Source organism: Paenibacillus sp. CFBP 13594, assembly GCF_014842675.1.
Lineage (GTDB): Bacteria > Bacillota > Bacilli > Paenibacillales > Paenibacillaceae > Paenibacillus > Paenibacillus amylolyticus_B.
On record NZ_JACYVQ010000005.1, the window covers coordinates 153,941 to 171,278 of the forward strand.

Sequence of the window (17,338 nt, forward strand, 5' to 3'; positions counted from 1 at the left end):
GCTTCTTTCGCTTGACGAAAGGTGGTCGCCAATTGCGTACCTATAAGATAACCTCGCCCCCAGGCTTTTATTACTGTCAATCATTACGCCAGCCGTCCGTTTCACCCTTTTTTGGCTTCCGCCAAATTCAGCATTTCCTGTGCGTGATGCAGCGTTTTTTCTGTAATTTCCACGCCGCCCAGCATACGTGCCAATTCCTTCACTCTGCCTTCGTCTGACAGCGATTCCACCTGCGTCATCGTCCGTCCATCGTAAACATGTTTCTCAATGAGATACTGATGATCTGCCATACAAGCCACTTGTGGTAAGTGAGTTATTGAGAAAACCTGACAAGTCGAAGACAAGCGGAACAGTTTTTCCGCAATGGATTGAGCTGCTCTACCACTAACTCCGGTATCAACTTCATCAAAAATCAACACAGGTATCCGGTCATGTCGTGCAAAAATACTCTTCATCGCCAGCATCATTCTCGACAACTCACCACCTGAAGCAATTTTGCCAAGTGGTCGTAATGGCTCGCCCGGGTTCGGTGAAATCAGGAATTCCGCATTGTCCGCACCCTGACGATTCAGACGAATACGGCGTCCATTCCATTCAATGCCCTTCGGATCTTCGAAAGGAGTAATCTGAACACGCAACGTAGTCCGCTCCATTTGCAGATCCTTGAGTTCGCTTTCCACCTGTGCAGCAAGTTCCTCGGCGCATTGTTTGCGAACCTTGCTAAGTTCTTCAGCAGACTCCATCACAAGGTTAAGCATTTTGTCACGTTCAGCTCGCAATTTCTCCAGCCGTTCGTCCTTGTTCTCCAGTTGGTCGGTTTCATGGCTAATCTGATCATAATAACTCAGAATAAGTTCAACACTGTCCCCGTATTTCCGTCTGAGGCCAGAAATCAGATTCAGCCTTTGCTCCACTTCTTCCAGCCTTGCCGGATTAAATTCAATCTTCTCCCGGTAATCCCTTAATTGAAATGTCGCATCTTCCAATTGATAAAATGCGGATTGCAATTGTTCTACAATGGGTTGCAGTCCTTTGCTATCATATCCAGAAATGTCTTCAATTCTTGAAAGAGCAATGCTCACAGCTTCAAGTCCGCGTTGACCACTGAGCAGATCATATGCACCAGCAACACTGTCCATCATTTTCTCACTATGGGATAGTTTGACCCGTTCTTCCCCGAGTAATTCATCCTCGCCTCGTGTAAGGCTTGCCGCTGCGATCTCCTCAAGCTGAAACCGATACATGTCCAAGAGTTGATATGCCCGCTGACTGGACTCCTGAAGCGCACGCAGTTCTTTTTCCGCCGTGATAAACTTGCTGTAGCGCTCCTGGTACTTCGCTTTGATCGGTCCGATTACTTCCGAGCCATAGGTGTCGAGAAGCCCCAAATGGCTCTCAGCGCGCAGCAAACTCTGATGTTCATGTTGTCCATGAATATTGATCAGCTTCTCGCCTACTTCCCGCAGCATGGTCAGATTGACCAATTGCCCATTAATGCGGGACGTACTTTTCCCCTGTGTGTTCAGTTCACGTCGAATGACCAGATGCTCTTCAGGCTCACAATGGATACCCAACTTCTCTAATGTCTGCCATACCGGATGACTTTGCTCCATCTCAAACAAGGCTTCCATCTCTGCCTTCTCACATCCGTACCGGATCAGATCAGCTGAACTTCGTCCACCGGCAATTAAGCCAAGTGCATCTATAATAATCGACTTCCCTGCACCCGTTTCCCCTGAAAGTACATGGAATCCCGGATGGAATACAACGTCCACTTCTTCCACCACAGCCAGATTTCGAATCGATAACGTAACTAACATCTGCAAAAACACCTCCGGATGACTAACTCAGAAATTATGTTTTTGAACCATTGATTAAGCAATGTAACCCATGATCCGCTCAATAACGGTCACACTGTTACCTTCAGTCCGGCAGATAATCAGAATGGTGTCATCTCCACAGATCGTGCCCATGACTTCATTCCACTCAATATTATCAAGCAGAGCTGCAATGGAGTTGGCTGTTCCTGGCAAACATTTCATCACAACCAGATTGTTTGTGTGATCAATGTGCAAGAAGTTGTCAACAAGTGCACGCTTCAACTTTTGAATCGGATTATATCGTTGATCTGTCGGCAAAGAGTACTTGTATCTTCCGTCATCCATCGGAATCTTGATTAACAGAAGTTCCTTGATATCCCGGGATACCGTCGCCTGAGTCACCTGAAAACCTGATTTGCGTAGTGCTTCAACCAGATCATCCTGGGTCTCAATTTCATTTTGACTAATGATTTCACGAATTTTGATGTGCCTTTGTCCTTTCATACATGCCTCCAGTTAAATGTATTGCAATAAAGCAGCATTTGTAATTCGCCGCAGACTTTGCCCTGCAATGTTCATTCTTTTATATTAGTCCAGATCATCCCCATCATACACATCTTCCTGATAGTCCATGAGCCTGATTAACTTAATATCGGAATCCTCCACGTCAACATACAGCAATCCTTCACAGCCAGGATATAACAACAGGTAATTGAGGAAGCGATCCCTTAGCGCAGGGCCCGTCATTTCAATTGGCTGTCTGCGACGAGACGTTTTCACGAGGTATCTGAGATCCTCACGTTCTGCAACATAATCAATGAATAATCTGCTGTAATAAACGGATTCATTGGCCTCAAAAGCCAGAGGGACTTTCATTTTGCCACCGATGACTTCGTAACCCTGTGCTTCAAGCAAATCCAAGGCCGGGGAGTCCTGAATCTTCACGTTCAGTTGCATTCCAGACAAGCTTACCGGCGTCGGTCGGTTCACCCAATTACGCAAGCCAAAGAACAGCCACAAGATCAAACAGACAGCAAGTACACCTATAACGATTGTGTCATATTGACCATCCATTATCGCTCACCTCGAAGACATATTCGAGGTTCAGTAACGATTTCCCTTTACCTCAATCACCTTTCCAGCGAAAAGAAACCCATCTTATGATGAGTTTCCCGTAAATGTATGAGCTGCTTCCTTTGCAACTTGCTCCGCAAGTGCGTCAAGTGAAGCTGGATCGATCTCTGGTTGTGTTGCCTCTGGTGCTTCCAGACGCCAATGTGCGAGAAATTCTATATTACCTTCTCCACCGGTTATCGGTGAAAAAGTTAAACTTTGCAGATGCAAACCAAGTTGACTGGCAAAATGAAGCATCGTCTGCAATACATCCTTGTGTACCTTCGTATCACGTACCACACCGGACTTGCCTACTTTTTCACGCCCTGCCTCAAATTGAGGTTTAATCAATGCAACGATATCTGCAGGTTGTTTCAAAAGAGCCAGAAGTGGCGGCAATATGATTCGCAGTGAAATGAACGACACATCAATGCTCGCAAAGTTCGGCACGGGTCCCGTCAGATCTTCAGGAGTCACATAGCGGAAATTAGTTCGTTCCATAACAGTAACCCGCTTATCATTACGCAAAGACCAGTCGAGCTGATTATACCCCACATCAATAGCGTAGACGTGAGATGCGCCATGCTGAAGTGCACAATCCGTAAATCCACCGGTGGATGAACCAATGTCGAGCATGACAAGTCCATTCATATCAAGGCCGAAATGACGGATCGCTTTTTCGAGCTTTAATCCGCCTCTGCCGACGTAGGGATGTACCGAGCCTTTAACTTTCAGCTCGGCTTCCCTTGGAATTTTCATGCCCGCCTTTTCGATCGGCTCATTATTGGCATATACCAGTCCAGCCATGATTGCAGCTTTTGCCTTCTCACGACTTTCATAATAGCCCTGCTCAACCAGCAGAACATCAATTCTTTCTTTCGGGAGTGACATGTCTGTCTCCTATCATGTAAATTTACGAAGGAAAACGTGTTTTGGGTATGCCATAAGATGATTGAACAGCCATCTTGCGCAGTTCAGCACATACATTTTCAACGGTAAGACCCACTTCCTCACGTTGTTCCTTAATACTGCCATGCTCGATGAAGCGATCCGGAATCCCCATCAATTGTACATGAACATCATGCAGTCCCTGTTCTGCATAAAATTCCAGCACTGCACTACCCATGCTGCCTGCTTGGGATGTTTCTTCAAGTACAATCAATTTGGTGCCTCGAACAGCTAAATCACGCAACATTTGCTCGTCAAGAGGTTTCAGGAAGCGAGCGTTGATTACGCCAGCTGTGATACCTTCCCGCTTCACCATCTCCGCTGCTTCTTCTGCAAGCTGCACCATCGATCCTGAAGCGATGACAGCATATCCCTCCGATGGACGCAGTTGCTCCCATGATCCGATTGGAATCGAAACAAGTACATCATCCAAAGGTACACCGACCACATTGTTTCGTGGATAACGGTAAGCAATTGGACCTTCATTATAATCAAGCGCCGTTTTCATCATATGACGCAATTCATTTTCGTCTTTTGGCATCATCAGAACGATATTTGGAATATGACGCATAAATGCCACATCATACACCCCTTGATGTGTTTCCCCATCCGGACCAACAAACCCGGCACGGTCAATGGCAAACATCACGTTAGCGTTATGTCGGCAAATATCATGTACGATCTGATCATATGCACGTTGCATAAACGTAGAATACACGGCAAAGACCGGCTTCAAGCCTTCCATAGCCAGTGCAGCACACATGGTTGCCGCATGCTGTTCTGCGATCCCTACGTCAATCATGCGGTCAGGAAATTCCTTACTAAAAGGAATGAGACCTGATCCTGTAGGCATTGCTGGCGTTACAGCTACGACCCGCTTATCCTGCTTCGCAAGATCAATTAACGTTTGACCAAACACTTCCGTGTACATCGGTTTTCCCACAGCTTTCAGCACTTGACCGGATTCAATTTTGTACGGAGAAATCCCGTGCCACTTGTGCGAATCGGCTTCTGCTGGCTGATAACCTTTGCCTTTGGTAGTGAGCACGTGAACGAGCACAGGACCATCAACGTTATCTGCCTGTTTGAAGGTTTCAATCAATTTGGGAATATCGTGTCCATCAATCGGACCCAAATACGTGAAGCCCAGTTCTTCGAAAAGAACACCTGGTACCATCATATATTTGACACTATCTTTGATCCAGCTTGCCGATTTGGCCAAACGATCCCCAATAGCAGGAATTTTTTTAAGCATGCCCTCGACATCATCTTTCGCTTTCAGATAATGACGATCCGAACGAATCTTGCTCAAATATTTATGCATGGCCCCAACGTTTGGAGCAATGGACATTTCATTATCATTCAGAATAACCATCAGTTTTCTCTGCTCATGACCGATATGATTGAGTGCCTCAAAAGCCATACCACCTGTAAGCGCTCCATCACCAATCATCGCGATAACTTGGTTGTCCTCACCCTTCAGATCACGTGCAAGGGCCATCCCCATCGCAGCGGACAATGAAGTACTGCTGTGTCCAGCTTCCCATACATCATGTTCGCTTTCGTTGCGTTTGACAAACCCGCACAGGCCGTTATGTTGACGCAATGTATCAAAGCGATCCATACGCCCTGTCAGAACTTTGTGCACATAAGCCTGATGCCCTACATCAAAAATCATTTTGTCTGCTGGACTGTTATAGCAGTAATGCAGGGCTACCGTGAGCTCAACCACGCCTAAGTTGGGTGCGAGATGCCCACCTGTAACAGACAGTTTCTCAATCAGAAACTGCCGGATCTCTGCCGACAAAAGGGCAAGATCATCCTGAGACATCGACTTTAGATCACTGGGTTGTTTAATTTGTGGAAGCAGCACGAGAATCTCCCCGCTTTCCTAGATTGTTTAGTTATTGTTGTAAATCGATATATACATTATGAATCAAATGACATTAAATCATTATAACATAAAAGAACAAGAATCATAATTTACTGCACTATACTCCCGATAACGAGCATTCTCGCCAGCAAGTTATTTAAAATTCTTCTCCATATGTATTCCCGCATCCACTGAGGACAGACTTTTCCCATCTAATCGGAAAAAGGACATTACATTTATTACACGGTTATACAGGTTTTGAAACAACGCGTTTTATTCGAATCTAATGGTCTCGACTCATCAGATAATCTGCAATTTCCAGCAATCTGGATGCATCAGGTAACTCGGCTCTTTCAAGTGCATCTTTTGCAGATTGGGTAAGGGATTTCACTTCATCTAGAGAAGCGTCCATGCCAATAAAATAAGGATACGTTACCTTCTGCTGATTCACATCGCTCTGTGTTTTTTTGCCCATCTTCTGCTCGTCACCCGTCAGGTCGAGAATATCATCCTGAATCTGGAACGCCAGCCCCAAATCACGGCCAAACACACGTAAGGCTTCCAATTGTCCTTCCGTTGCTCCACCAATTCGTGCTCCAGCAATGAGTGAGAAAACAATCAGGTCACCCGTTTTGTGCAAATGAATATATTGGAGCTGTGAAAGATCAGTCATGCCTTGCTCACCTTCCATATCCGCAACTTGGCCGCCGACCATGCCTCTTGCTCCAGCAAGTTCGGACATGTCCTCTACGATGGACAGCAGCGCATCTGCCGCCACACCACTACGGCGTCCAGCTTGAACAATGCTATAAAAAGCATGGGTTAACAGCGCATCACCTGCCAATATGGCTGTTGCCTCACCATATACCTTATGATTCGTTAATTTTCCCCTGCGGTAATCATCATTATCCATAGCAGGCAGGTCGTCGTGGATCAGTGAATACGTATGAACCATCTCCACGGCGCAGGCTACCGGCATTGCAGCTGTACGCTGTGCACCGAAGGCTTCCGCCGCAGCAACGACCAGAAGAGGACGAAGGCGTTTACCTCCGGCCATGAGTGAGTACTGCATCGCATCCGACAACGATTGGGGTACATCCCAGTGAACAGGAAGCGTGTGTTTCAACGCTTCTGTCACCTCAGCTGTAACCTCTTCGAGGTATGCTTGAAACGAAGGACGATTACTCATGGACTTCACCGCTCTCATCGTCAGCAGTTCCGAAAGGCTTCTTGCGAAGCTCTCCATCTTCTTCTACGATCATCTCGATCTTGCGTTCCACTTGTTCCAGCTTCAGTCCGCAAAGTTGCGAAAGCTTCATCCCGCGTTGAAACAGATCGATGGCCTGTTCCAACGGAACATCACCATGTTCCAGCTGACCTACGATGTCTTCCAATGCCGCCATTGCCTCTTCAAAATTCAATTCCGGTTCATTCGCCATGGGTATTGTCGTCCTCCTTCATTCCCCAAACCTGACAGTCCAGCTGTCCGTCTGATAATTTAATCTTAATTGAATCTCCAGGCTGTACATCCTTCGTTGACTTGATCAATCGCTGTTCTTGCTCATCATAGACAAGGCTGTATCCCCGTGACATGACTTTAAGCGGGCTAAGTGCATCCAGATGCCGCACAGATGATTTCCACTGTTGCTGCTTCGATCTGGTTATAGACCTGATCGCAAGTTCCAGTTGTCTGCGTGCTGCCGCATTCTCACGGCGTGCTGCATTGACCTGCTCACGAGGATTGAATCGTTGCAGTGCTGCTCGCAGACGCTCCTGCTTCTCTCCTGTCCATTTCATACGCGTATCCACTGTTCTCAAAAGCCGTTGGTGCATCATATCCAGTCGTTCCGTATGCTGCATCAACGTACGTCTTGGATGCACCAGCACTGGCGAACGCTGTAATCTTGCGAGCCGTTCACGATTATGTACAGCACGCTGACGTAAGCTGTGCTGTAACTGGCGCTGACGTTGTCCGATCTGATCAAGCAACTCAGCTCGATTAGGTACAGCTAATTCAGCTGCTGCTGTAGGTGTAGCCGCACGCAAATCGGCTGCAAAATCAGCAATAGTAAAGTCCGTTTCGTGCCCAACCGCAGAAATGACAGGAATATCCGAAGCGACTATTGCTCTTGCCACAATCTCCTCATTAAAGGCCCACAACTCCTCCAGTGAACCGCCTCCGCGTCCAACGATAAGTACATCGGCTTCTCCCATCCGGTTCAAGTTGCCAATGGCTTTGACAATGGAAGGTGCTGCACCTTTGCCTTGGACCAGAACAGGATACAAAACAACTTTGGCAGAAGGGTATCTACGCTGGAGTGTGATCATGATGTCCCGCACCGCCGCTCCCGTCGGTGAAGTTACAACGCCGATGGTCTGGGGATAACGAGGGATCTGTCTTTTTCGCGAAGGTGAAAATAACCCTTCATCCTCAAGCTTTTTCTTCAGCTGTTCGTAAGCCAGATACAGACTTCCAATTCCGTCCGGTTGCATCTGGGTAGCGTAGAATTGATACTGCCCATCCCGTTCATACACCGAGACATTACCACGGGCAATAACCCTTGCACCCTCCTTCGGTACAAAGGGTAATCGCTGGTTATGGGACGCAAACATAATCGACTTAATCCGGCTGTCCTTGTCCTTCAATGTAAAGTACATATGGCCGCTGGAGTGATGTGTGAAGTTCGAAATCTCCCCGCGTAGCCAAACGTCCGACAGGACCTGATCCGATTCCAGTTTCATTCGAATATACCGGTTCAGGTCTTTGATGGAGTAGATCTTTTGATCTGCCACAGACAAAACCCTAGGCCAATCCGTGAGCGCGCTTGGCAGCGATCAATGTATTTTGCATCAGCATTGTGATTGTCATCGGACCAACACCACCTGGAACGGGTGTAATTGGACCAGAAACTTCTTTCACACTCTCGAAATCAACGTCTCCTGCCAGTTTGCCATTCTCCAAACGGTTCATGCCGACATCGATAACCACAGCACCCGGTTTCACAAAATCAGCATCCACAAAGTTTGCACGACCGATGGCTACAACTAGAATGTCCGCCTGGCGTGTAATTTCTTTCATGTTGGCTGTACGGGAATGACACATGGTTACTGTCGCATTCTCACGTTGGAGCAACAGGGATACCGGTTTGCCAACGATGTTGCTTCTTCCGATGACTACCGCATGTTTACCGGACATTTCCAATCCAGTGCGCTTGATCAGTTCAATTACACCCGCTGGGGTACATGGAAGCAGACTATCGTCTCCAATGACGAGATTACCAACATTGACTGGATGGAATCCGTCTACGTCTTTATCCACGGCAATTGCATCAATGACCGCTTTCTCTTCGATATGTTTCGGTAGTGGGAGTTGCACCAAAATTCCGTTAATGGATTGTTGATTGTTCAGCTTGTCCACCAGCGCAAGCAGATCTTCTTGGGACGTATCTGCATCCAAGCGATGCACTTCGGAGTAGAAACCGAGGTCGTGACATGCTTTTTCTTTATTACGCACATAGACTTGGGATGCCGGATCTTCCCCGACGAGCACAACAGCCAGACCAGGTACTACCCCCTGTTCGCTAAGCTGTTTTACTTCTGTTGTCATGCTTGCGCGGATCTCTTGGGATACTTCTTTACCGTTAATAATAGATGCTGTCATTGTACTCTCTCCCTTATGTGAATATAAAATTAGAGGTTGTTCAAAAAGCCCGCTTTTGATTACGAAGGATACTGAAAACCGGTCTTTTTGAACACACACTATAATTAATCATAACTTAAGATAATTTTGCTTTAATGGCGTCAACTTCCTGAATCATGCGTCCAAGTACACCATTGACGAATTTACCGGATTCTTCTGTACCAAAATATTTGGACAGTTCAATCGCTTCATTGACAGATACCTTTGCCGGGATGTCATCACGGAACACCATTTCATACGTGGACAGTCGTAGAATCTGGCGATCTACACGTGACAGACGGCTAATCTGCCAACCTTTCAAATAATCCACAAGCAAACCGTCAATGGCTTCCTTATTGTTCCAAGCTCCTTGTGCAATCTCAGTAACATAAGTACGCATTACATCTGCATCGCGGATAACTACTTCAGTTTCATTATCTTCAGCAGCTTCATTGATCAACATGTTCACAGCTTCTGCTGCACCTACCTCATTCATTTCCATCTGATACAGACTTTGTACTGCAATTTCCCTTGCCAAACGTCTTTTCATGTCCTGCCTCCTGCAGCGCTCCGCCTGGAGCGTCATCATGCTTATTTTATAATCCATGCATCCATCTCATCAAATCCTGTATCGGTTAGATCGATGGATTACACGGTATTGTTATTGTTATCCCTTTTCACAAAAAAACCTGCAATACGTTTCCTCCAAAAAACGGGCAACCTAAACTACAGCTCTATTTTCGGAAGAAACATATTGCAGGGTTCAGGTAGGTCACTTAAACGGACGCCAGCGATCGCCCAGCCATTGTCCCCACTCCCTCCAGGGAATGGACGAACCCAGCTTCGAATCGCTTCGTCTGCCTAACGTATAACCAATGAACACCAAGAGTGCAAAGAACAACATATCCCAAAAACCGATCCATACATAAAGAAATCCAAAAAAGATGCCGCCGATAATTCCGGTAATTCGGCCTCTGTGACTATCCCAAATCTCTTTCCACAGCATCAGTGAAACTCACCTCATTCCACTCGACTCTTGTAGTTAGGCGACTGGGTCACATTAGCGATATACACCGTGACAAAAGAAACCGGGATGCCCGTAATCTCTTGTACATGATCATGAATCGCCTTTTGCAGATCAGAAGTCAGCGCAGGAATAGGTGTCTCACCATCCACTACTGCACGGATCATAATCTCCAGTCCTGACTCAACCACACGTATGCGTGCCTTGACATCACGTACTCCCCGAAAACGGGAAGTTGCCTTCAGACAGAGATTCTCAATCGTCTCCATCGAAATCTGTACATCACCAAACTCAGTACGTTGATCTACAGACGGCAACGATGCACGCTCACGCCGAACCGAGATGTAGAAAAATCGCAAACTCAGGATAAACAAAATCGCTGCTGCAATAACCGACGCAACAATAACGTTTTGTTCCTGCTGGTAATTCAATTCGTAAGGCAGCACACCGCTAATCAGAAGAATGACGGCTGCCGATATTGCTCCAACGCTTATGCTGTATATAAACAACAGAAGCCGATCCAGTATTTTAGCCACGAACTGCACAGCCTCCCTTGCTCACTAACATGACTTAACCTGTTCACTAGCAAAAAATCAGATCCTCATCTAGCTTTCGCTATAATGAAGACCTGTCCAAGACGGGATAACCCCCGGCAGATGATGCCGGGGGAATCTGTCTTCTTTTATTTTACACGCTGACTGTTCAGGTCGATCTCTTCCACTTTCTCGGTGCTCTTGAACTGAACGTCATGAATGTGCACATTCACTTCATTCACATTCAATCCTGTCATGTTCTCGATGGAACGTTTCACGTTCTGTTGAATCTCCGTAGCTACCTGTGGCAGACGGTATCCGTACTCGATAATTACAGAAACATCAACTGCAGCTTCACGTTGGCCCACTTCAACTTTAACGCCTTTGGAAAGGTTTTTGCGACCAAGCAATTCAGCAAATCCGCCAGCGAATCCGCCACTCATGCCTGCAACACCTTTCACTTCAAGGGTCGCCAATCCAGCAATCACTTCAATAACTTCAGGTGCGATCTGGATTTCACCGATATCCGTTCGTTCAAATTCAGTCGGTAGTGTACTCATAACTGTTCAACACACCTTTCGCGAGATAAGTTTGCGGCCATCCGTCAGGGCGCTGGACTAAGGTTATTCAACCTTCAGACCCTTCCGGTCCGGCTTTACCGGAACTCCTGCAAACATCCGCGAGGTGCGGGCTTATCCTTTGCAGGAGACATGCGCTCTTATTATTCATACTATATCATTTGGGCTACATTATGACAAACAAGCCCAATATACCTTTTAAATCTCGTTTTCCTCAAGAAATTTGATATCAAAGTCACCACGAATGAACGTTGGGTGCTCCAGCAATTTCTGATGGAAAGGAATAGTTGTAGATATGCCTTCAATCGCAAATTCCCCAAGGGCACGCTTCATCTTGGCAATCGCCTCTTCACGATTTGCTCCCCACACGATCAATTTTGCGATCATGGAGTCATAGAAAGGTGAAATGGTATAACCCGGATAAGCAGCACTATCTACACGAACGCCAGGTCCACCCGGTGCAAGGTAGAATCCGATTTTGCCTGGTGATGGCATAAAGTTACGGTCCGGATCTTCTGCATTGATACGACATTCAATGGACCAGCCATTGATAACCACGTCTTCCTGACGGAATGAAAGTGGGTTGCCTTCCGCTACCGAGATCATCTCACGGATCAGATCCACGCCAGTAACCATCTCGGTTACCGGGTGCTCTACCTGAATACGCGTATTCATCTCCATGAAATAGAACTCGCCATTCGGGCTGAGCAGGAACTCCAATGTACCCGCTCCCGAGTAGTCCACAGCAAGGGCAGCCCGTACCGCAGCTTCACCCATCAGTGTGCGCACATCTTCGGAGAGAATCGGACACGGAGCTTCTTCTACCAATTTCTGGCGACGACGCTGAACAGAACAATCACGCTCTCCCAAATGTGCTGCATTTCCGTGTTTATCAGCAATGATCTGAATTTCCACGTGTTTCATACCTGTCAGGAATTTCTCCAGATATACACCTGCATTGCCAAATGCCTTTTGTGCTTCCTGCTGAGCAGCGGTAATCTGCTTAATCAGCGTTTCTTCATCTTCGGCAATACGAATTCCCTTACCTCCGCCACCAGCAGTAGCTTTGATAATGATAGGATATCCGATATCTCTAGCAATCATGATGGCTTCATCCATATTTTCAACAAGGCCGTCTGATCCAGGAATAACAGGTACTCCTGCATCTTTCATCGTCTGTTTGGCAACAGCCTTGTCTCCCATTTTGGTAATGGCTTCGGGTGAAGGGCCGATGAATGTAATATTGCAGGAACCACAGATTTCTGCAAAGTCAGCATTCTCCGCCAAAAAACCGTAACCAGGGTGGATTGCATCACATTCCGTCAGTGTGGCTACACTCATCAGGTTTGTGAAGTTGAGGTAACTGTCCTTAGACAGTGTCGGTCCGATACAATAAGCCTCATCTGCAAGACGAACATGCAGAGAATCTTTGTCCGCTTCCGAATAGACGGCTACCGTTGAGATGCCGATTTCACGGCAGGCACGAATAATACGTACCGCAATCTCTCCACGGTTCGCAATCAGTATTTTTTGAAATTTCATTTCGTTTTGTCCTCCTTCGAAGCTCATGCGGTTAGCTGTTAACCAGCTATAACGGTTATTCCGGTTTCACCAGGAAAAGGGGCTGCCCATACTCGACCAGCTGTCCGTTCTCAACCAGCACTTCAACGATTTCTCCCTTGATGTCCGCATCAAGCTCGTTCATCAGCTTCATAGCTTCGATGATACATACCGTTGTTTTCTCAACAACTTTATCACCAGCGCTCACAAAAGGACCTGCTTCCGGCGAGGAAGCTCTGTAAAAAGTACCTACCATCGGAGATACAATTTTATGTAAATGACTTGTAGTATCGACCTGCGGTGCAGCTTCATTTACCACTGCTGCCGGCTGTACTTGCGGAGCAGCAATCATTTGCGGTTGCACAGCAGCTGCTTGAACATACTCCGTTTTGCCCGGTTTGCGGATCGATAACCGTGATCCTTCATTTTCAATTTCCAATTCTTGAACGGAACTTTCATCTACCAGTTTAATCAGTTCTTTGATTTCACTCAATTTAAACATTTCCATTATTCACTCCTTCGGCATCATGCCAGTCTCACTAGGACGGTCATATGGCTTTATGTATTATATCATAATCATTAAAAATGGAAAGAGCCCGAGAGTACAACCAGCTCCCGGGACTACATTTCCATGATTTGAATTACTGTTCTGTGACGTATTGCACGCTGATTTTGTTCTGTGAAACCGCCAATTCTTTCATCACCAGATCCACAATGGATACCGCCTGTTTTACATCCAGTTTGTCACTGAGGACCACAACTTTATACTTGTCGGCATCTTCTTCAACGATCGCATTAGCGAACTGTTGAGAGAGCGTCTCTTCAATGCCAGTGATTTTAGCTTCTTTTTCTTCCAGTGTGCGGAGTTGCTCCGTTGCTTTGGCATTCTCCTCTGGCGTTTTGCTCAGATCACCTGCTACGGTCATCAGTTCCTCATACTTGCGATTGTTGCTCTCTTCACGCTGCCATTGGTAGTTCTGGAACTGGCTGCTTGCAGATGCTGTCGTATTCTGCTCTTCCATTTCCTTGAGGACTTCCTCATCTGTCTTCGTTGCAGTGCCTCCTGCCTGACCGTCTGTCTCCGGTGTTGTTGTTGCCCCTTTGTCGGTCTCTTTGTTGGTTTCTTTGCCTGCCTCACCCTTATTCTCGCCTGGTTCGACAGCAGGTGTTTTCTCTGTATTTCCAGCTTCTTTACCTTCTGAAGCCGCCGGTTCTTCCACAGCGCCAGCCGCACTTGGATCACTTTCAACTTCGCCGCTATTCACCACTTCATTCACAACCAAACCTTCTGTAGGATCAAGAATGCCTGCCGTCTCCTTGGCTTCCCCTTGCTTGATTCCATCCACTTGCTGACTGTCAGCCACCGGCGCGTTGACTGGACCGGAATCTTCAGTGAACAGATAATACGCGGACAAAATGACCATCAGACTCAGCATGGAAACGAGCCATACCGTTTGGCGTTTGTTATTCATTAGAACTTCCTCCTCAAATTAGCTTCAATCTTATGAGAATTGAATCTTGTGATTCAACACATCAGATTAGTCTTGTTTGCGCGGTACAACCGAGATCCGGTAGGCTGCCACATTCAGTCCTTTTTCCACAGCATCGGTTATCAGGTCCTTCACAACCTTGTTCTCTGCACCCCTGGCAACCACAAGCACCCCACGGATCTGCGGTTTGAGCTTTTTGGTCACTATAGGTGTCTGATCCCCTGATATTTCGTACGTAATAATCTCGCCATCACGGGTATATTGCGTCATATGTCGCTTGCCCCCGCTAGCATCGGTTTCTTCGGTAAGTTGCTGAGAATCCTTCACATTCCGCTGAACGACTAATTCCTCTGTGGAATCCACGGTAACCATCACATCAACCGTTCCCACACCAACAATGTTTTCCAGCACACCTTTGATTTTGTCTTCAAATGCAATTTCGATCGCCTGAAAAGGATTCTGTTCTGACGGATCACTCTGTATGGATGCCATGGATGTTGCCGGGTCCGGTGGTTCCCGACCGATATTTTCGGAATCAATTTTTTTGACATTGACGAAGGAATTGAACAGCATGATTCCCACCCCGATCAAACCCAGGATAATCAGCCAGCGGAAGGTTTGATTTCGCCTTGCCCCACCCTCTCCACCACCCATCCAGGTTTCCATCTTTTTGAACCATTGTTTCATCGGACACCCTCCTTCTCAGAGCACTTCAGCACTTTTTGGTTCTGTCACTTGAACGTTGTTTGCATCAACATCCCACTTTTCAGTCAACAATGTAATAATCTGCACCGCATGTTCGGACCTTGTGGATGTCTCACCTTGCTGCTTCGTCTCATCTGTCTGATCACGTATAACAGGTTCGGAAGACGCTTCATTTCCATCACGTTGCCCTCTACTCACATCAATCTGTACATCAGGCACTTCAATCTGACCGATCTGGATGGGCTGCTGTATTTGATGTGTTTCATCCTTCTCGGATTCTGTGTCTGTTCCAAATATGGGTTGTGTATTGGCAGCGATTTCTTGCTGCCCTGCCTTCACTTCTCCTCCTGCATCCTCTCCGGCCATCTCGACCAACACACGCTGGATCACAGGCAGTTCGACGGATGAGGCAGCTTCCATCTCGGTTTCATATTTACTCATTGCCAGCTGTACCTCTACGGATCGAACCTTCGCTCCTGTTGTTTCTTCAATCTGGCCTTTCATGACATTAGCCAGTTCTTTCGCTGTCCATTGTAAGGATTGTTCCTGTTCACCCGCTTGCAGCCGCTTGCCCTGAGCTAATATCTGTTCGAGTGTTGCATTCCCATCCGATGGCGCATCCATTGCCGACATTGCCCGTTTCAGTTCGCCAACCGGATCACTTTTGAGGAGCTTAGTTATGGGTGATAAAAGGGTCAGCAGGATGAGAAGGCTCAGCACAAGCTTGACATAACGTTCCATGGATCGATTGGGCAACAGCATATCCACAAAAGTCGCCAGCAGAACGATCATAATCAATTCCTGGAGCCAGTTGCTCAGCCACCCCATCCTTTCCATCCCCTTTCTTGCCAACATACATTCAGCGCATCATGACAGTCAGATTGCCCGCGGTCAGCAAGATGGTAATTGCCAGAAAAAACATCAGCCCGACGGCTGCGAGCGCCGCAAATACGTAGATCATACTCTTGCCGATGGCCTGGAGGCATCCTACAATCGGGGTGTCTCCAAGCGGTTGCATAATGGCACCAGTTACGTTGTATATCAAGGCAAGAGCCAGGATCTTGAGTGCCGGAAAGGCACATAGAAACAAAATGATGATCACTCCGGTGAGTCCAATTGCATTTTTGACAAGTAAAGAAGCTGTAATTACCGTATCCGTCGCATCCGCAAATGTTCTGCCCACGACAGGGACAAAGTTGCCTGCGATGTATTTGGCGGCCTTCAGGCTAACTCCATCCGCTACCGATCCCGATGCTCCCTGAACTGAGATTACACCCAAAAACATCGTCAGCAGGATACCCAGCAGTGCCACACTAATATTGCGCAGGAGGTCTGCCAGCTGTGTCAGCTTGTACTTGTCAGACAATGAACTGACGAGATGCAGAACAGCTGAGAAGAAGAGTAACGGGAATACCAGCAAGTGAATCAACGTACTCACCAGATGAATCATGAAAATGATGAGTGGATGTGTCACCGAGACGGTGATGACATTACCCATGGACGCAAGCAGTGTGAATAACAAGGGAACCATGGCCATCATGAAGTTGATCATGCCAGTTATGGCATCCTTGGCGTATCCAATCGCCACACTGAAGCTGTTGATTGCAATGATGATGATGACCATATAACAGATGGAATAGGCGATTTTGCTAATATTATTTTTCTCAAATGCAGTCTGAAGCGTCTCCAGTATCATGCTGAGTACGCTTAACATCACAATCGTGACCAGAAGCTTGCCATTATATAAAATTTCATGCAGCATGAAGGTTCCAATCGCCACAAACACTGATTTCAGGCTGAACCCTTCATTGCCGGGGATTAACATATCCATGAAGGAAGGGGTCTTCCCTTCCGGGAAGAAACCACCGTATTGTTGCATCAGTTGATCCCAGTATTTCTCCACCTGATCCTTGGGAAGCTGATCGGCCTGCTGCTCCATCCACTCACCGGAAGGCGAGGTTGCAGTAACCTGTCCCAGGATACCAAACAGAAAACAGAGCATCAGCACAACCGTA

Annotated in this window: 19 protein-coding genes; all 19 read right to left on the reverse strand. The window is 46.9% G+C overall.

The features are described 5' to 3' along the window. Nucleotides 1-101: 101 nt before the first annotated feature. Nucleotides 102-1,820, reverse strand: a complete 1,719-nt coding sequence (gene recN, locus IFU39_RS17295) for a DNA repair protein RecN (protein WP_062835260.1) — start codon at nucleotides 1,818-1,820, stop codon at nucleotides 102-104. A gap of 54 nt (nucleotides 1,821-1,874) precedes the next feature. After that, a complete protein-coding gene (gene ahrC, locus IFU39_RS17300; protein ID WP_017687604.1) occupies nucleotides 1,875-2,324 on the reverse strand; it encodes a transcriptional regulator AhrC/ArgR in 450 nt (149 codons plus the stop codon). A gap of 84 nt (nucleotides 2,325-2,408) precedes the next feature. After that, nucleotides 2,409-2,894 (reverse strand): hypothetical protein, encoded by a 486-nt coding sequence (locus tag IFU39_RS17305; RefSeq protein ID WP_091018127.1) that lies wholly within the window; start codon nucleotides 2,892-2,894, stop codon nucleotides 2,409-2,411. 84 nt (nucleotides 2,895-2,978) lie between these two features. Further along, nucleotides 2,979-3,824 (reverse strand): TlyA family RNA methyltransferase, encoded by an 846-nt coding sequence (locus IFU39_RS17310; protein ID WP_192134009.1) that lies wholly within the window; start codon nucleotides 3,822-3,824, stop codon nucleotides 2,979-2,981. 22 nt (nucleotides 3,825-3,846) lie between these two features. Further along, nucleotides 3,847-5,754, reverse strand: a complete 1,908-nt coding sequence (gene dxs / locus IFU39_RS17315; RefSeq protein ID WP_105599534.1) for a 1-deoxy-D-xylulose-5-phosphate synthase — start codon at nucleotides 5,752-5,754, stop codon at nucleotides 3,847-3,849. Between the two features lie 283 nt (nucleotides 5,755-6,037). Continuing rightward, entirely contained in the window at nucleotides 6,038-6,961 is a 924-nt protein-coding gene (locus IFU39_RS17320) for a polyprenyl synthetase family protein (protein ID WP_149846724.1), read from the reverse strand. After that, entirely contained in the window at nucleotides 6,936-7,193 is a 258-nt protein-coding gene (gene xseB / locus IFU39_RS17325; RefSeq protein WP_017687599.1) for an exodeoxyribonuclease VII small subunit, read from the reverse strand. Before xseB ends, IFU39_RS17320 begins: the two co-directional genes overlap by 26 nt. Beyond that, nucleotides 7,183-8,547, reverse strand: coding sequence for an exodeoxyribonuclease VII large subunit (gene xseA, locus IFU39_RS17330; protein ID WP_091018131.1), 1,365 nt, complete (start codon nucleotides 8,545-8,547; stop codon nucleotides 7,183-7,185). Before xseA ends, xseB begins: the two co-directional genes overlap by 11 nt. Nucleotides 8,548-8,557: 10 nt before the next feature. Continuing rightward, the gene (folD, locus tag IFU39_RS17335) at nucleotides 8,558-9,415 is read right to left on the reverse strand and encodes a bifunctional methylenetetrahydrofolate dehydrogenase/methenyltetrahydrofolate cyclohydrolase FolD (protein ID WP_017687597.1); all 858 of its coding nucleotides are present in this window, start codon (nucleotides 9,413-9,415) and stop codon (nucleotides 8,558-8,560) included. A 115-nt stretch (nucleotides 9,416-9,530) separates the two neighbouring features. Continuing rightward, nucleotides 9,531-9,983 (reverse strand): transcription antitermination factor NusB, encoded by a 453-nt coding sequence (gene nusB, locus IFU39_RS17340; RefSeq protein WP_192134011.1) that lies wholly within the window; start codon nucleotides 9,981-9,983, stop codon nucleotides 9,531-9,533. A gap of 222 nt (nucleotides 9,984-10,205) precedes the next feature. Further along, a complete protein-coding gene (locus IFU39_RS17345; protein WP_017687595.1) occupies nucleotides 10,206-10,439 on the reverse strand; it encodes a DUF2273 domain-containing protein in 234 nt (77 codons plus the stop codon). 14 nt (nucleotides 10,440-10,453) lie between these two features. Then, nucleotides 10,454-10,993, reverse strand: a complete 540-nt coding sequence (amaP, locus tag IFU39_RS17350) for an alkaline shock response membrane anchor protein AmaP (protein ID WP_017687594.1) — start codon at nucleotides 10,991-10,993, stop codon at nucleotides 10,454-10,456. A gap of 146 nt (nucleotides 10,994-11,139) precedes the next feature. Further along, nucleotides 11,140-11,550 (reverse strand): Asp23/Gls24 family envelope stress response protein, encoded by a 411-nt coding sequence (locus tag IFU39_RS17355; protein WP_017687593.1) that lies wholly within the window; start codon nucleotides 11,548-11,550, stop codon nucleotides 11,140-11,142. Between the two features lie 216 nt (nucleotides 11,551-11,766). Continuing rightward, complete coding sequence (accC, locus tag IFU39_RS17360; protein WP_091018133.1) at nucleotides 11,767-13,110, reverse strand: acetyl-CoA carboxylase biotin carboxylase subunit; 1,344 nt, start codon at nucleotides 13,108-13,110, stop codon at nucleotides 11,767-11,769. Nucleotides 13,111-13,165: 55 nt separating this feature from the next. After that, complete coding sequence (accB, locus tag IFU39_RS17365; RefSeq protein ID WP_091018285.1) at nucleotides 13,166-13,630, reverse strand: acetyl-CoA carboxylase biotin carboxyl carrier protein; 465 nt, start codon at nucleotides 13,628-13,630, stop codon at nucleotides 13,166-13,168. A gap of 139 nt (nucleotides 13,631-13,769) precedes the next feature. Continuing rightward, the gene (locus tag IFU39_RS17370) at nucleotides 13,770-14,600 is read right to left on the reverse strand and encodes a SpoIIIAH-like family protein (RefSeq protein WP_091018135.1); all 831 of its coding nucleotides are present in this window, start codon (nucleotides 14,598-14,600) and stop codon (nucleotides 13,770-13,772) included. Between the two features lie 66 nt (nucleotides 14,601-14,666). Then, nucleotides 14,667-15,305 carry a stage III sporulation protein AG gene (spoIIIAG, locus tag IFU39_RS17375; protein ID WP_091018137.1) on the reverse strand — a complete coding sequence of 213 codons (639 nt, stop codon included), beginning with the start codon at nucleotides 15,303-15,305 and terminating at the stop codon, nucleotides 14,667-14,669. A gap of 15 nt (nucleotides 15,306-15,320) precedes the next feature. Beyond that, nucleotides 15,321-16,151, reverse strand: coding sequence for a stage III sporulation protein AF (spoIIIAF, locus tag IFU39_RS17380; protein ID WP_179198579.1), 831 nt, complete (start codon nucleotides 16,149-16,151; stop codon nucleotides 15,321-15,323). A 31-nt stretch (nucleotides 16,152-16,182) separates the two neighbouring features. Next, nucleotides 16,183-17,325, reverse strand: coding sequence for a stage III sporulation protein AE (gene spoIIIAE, locus IFU39_RS17385; RefSeq protein WP_373419868.1), 1,143 nt, complete (start codon nucleotides 17,323-17,325; stop codon nucleotides 16,183-16,185). Nucleotides 17,326-17,338: the final 13 nt, after the last annotated feature.

Bases quoted from the DNA above. Each gene is read 5' to 3' on its own strand.
- recN (WP_062835260.1), bottom strand. From the start codon at position 1,820: ATGTTAGTTACGTTATCGATTCGAAATCTGGCTGTGGTGGAAGAAGTG.
- ahrC (WP_017687604.1), bottom strand. From the start codon at position 2,324: ATGAAAGGACAAAGGCACATCAAAATTCGTGAAATCATTAGTCAAAAT.
- IFU39_RS17305 (WP_091018127.1), bottom strand. From the start codon at position 2,894: ATGGATGGTCAATATGACACAATCGTTATAGGTGTACTTGCTGTCTGT.
- IFU39_RS17310 (WP_192134009.1), bottom strand. From the start codon at position 3,824: ATGTCACTCCCGAAAGAAAGAATTGATGTTCTGCTGGTTGAGCAGGGC.
- IFU39_RS17320 (WP_149846724.1), bottom strand. From the start codon at position 6,961: ATGAGAGCGGTGAAGTCCATGAGTAATCGTCCTTCGTTTCAAGCATAC.
- xseB (WP_017687599.1), bottom strand. From the start codon at position 7,193: ATGGCGAATGAACCGGAATTGAATTTTGAAGAGGCAATGGCGGCATTG.
- folD (WP_017687597.1), bottom strand. From the start codon at position 9,415: ATGACAGCATCTATTATTAACGGTAAAGAAGTATCCCAAGAGATCCGC.
- nusB (WP_192134011.1), bottom strand. From the start codon at position 9,983: ATGAAAAGACGTTTGGCAAGGGAAATTGCAGTACAAAGTCTGTATCAG.
- IFU39_RS17345 (WP_017687595.1), bottom strand. From the start codon at position 10,439: ATGCTGTGGAAAGAGATTTGGGATAGTCACAGAGGCCGAATTACCGGA.
- IFU39_RS17355 (WP_017687593.1), bottom strand. From the start codon at position 11,550: ATGAGTACACTACCGACTGAATTTGAACGAACGGATATCGGTGAAATC.
- accC (WP_091018133.1), bottom strand. From the start codon at position 13,110: ATGAAATTTCAAAAAATACTGATTGCGAACCGTGGAGAGATTGCGGTA.
- accB (WP_091018285.1), bottom strand. From the start codon at position 13,630: ATGTTTAAATTGAGTGAAATCAAAGAACTGATTAAACTGGTAGATGAA.
- IFU39_RS17370 (WP_091018135.1), bottom strand. From the start codon at position 14,600: ATGAATAACAAACGCCAAACGGTATGGCTCGTTTCCATGCTGAGTCTG.
- spoIIIAG (WP_091018137.1), bottom strand. From the start codon at position 15,305: ATGAAACAATGGTTCAAAAAGATGGAAACCTGGATGGGTGGTGGAGAG.
- spoIIIAF (WP_179198579.1), bottom strand. From the start codon at position 16,151: ATGGGGTGGCTGAGCAACTGGCTCCAGGAATTGATTATGATCGTTCTG.
- spoIIIAE (WP_373419868.1), bottom strand. From the start codon at position 17,325: ATGCTCTGTTTTCTGTTTGGTATCCTGGGACAGGTTACTGCAACCTCG.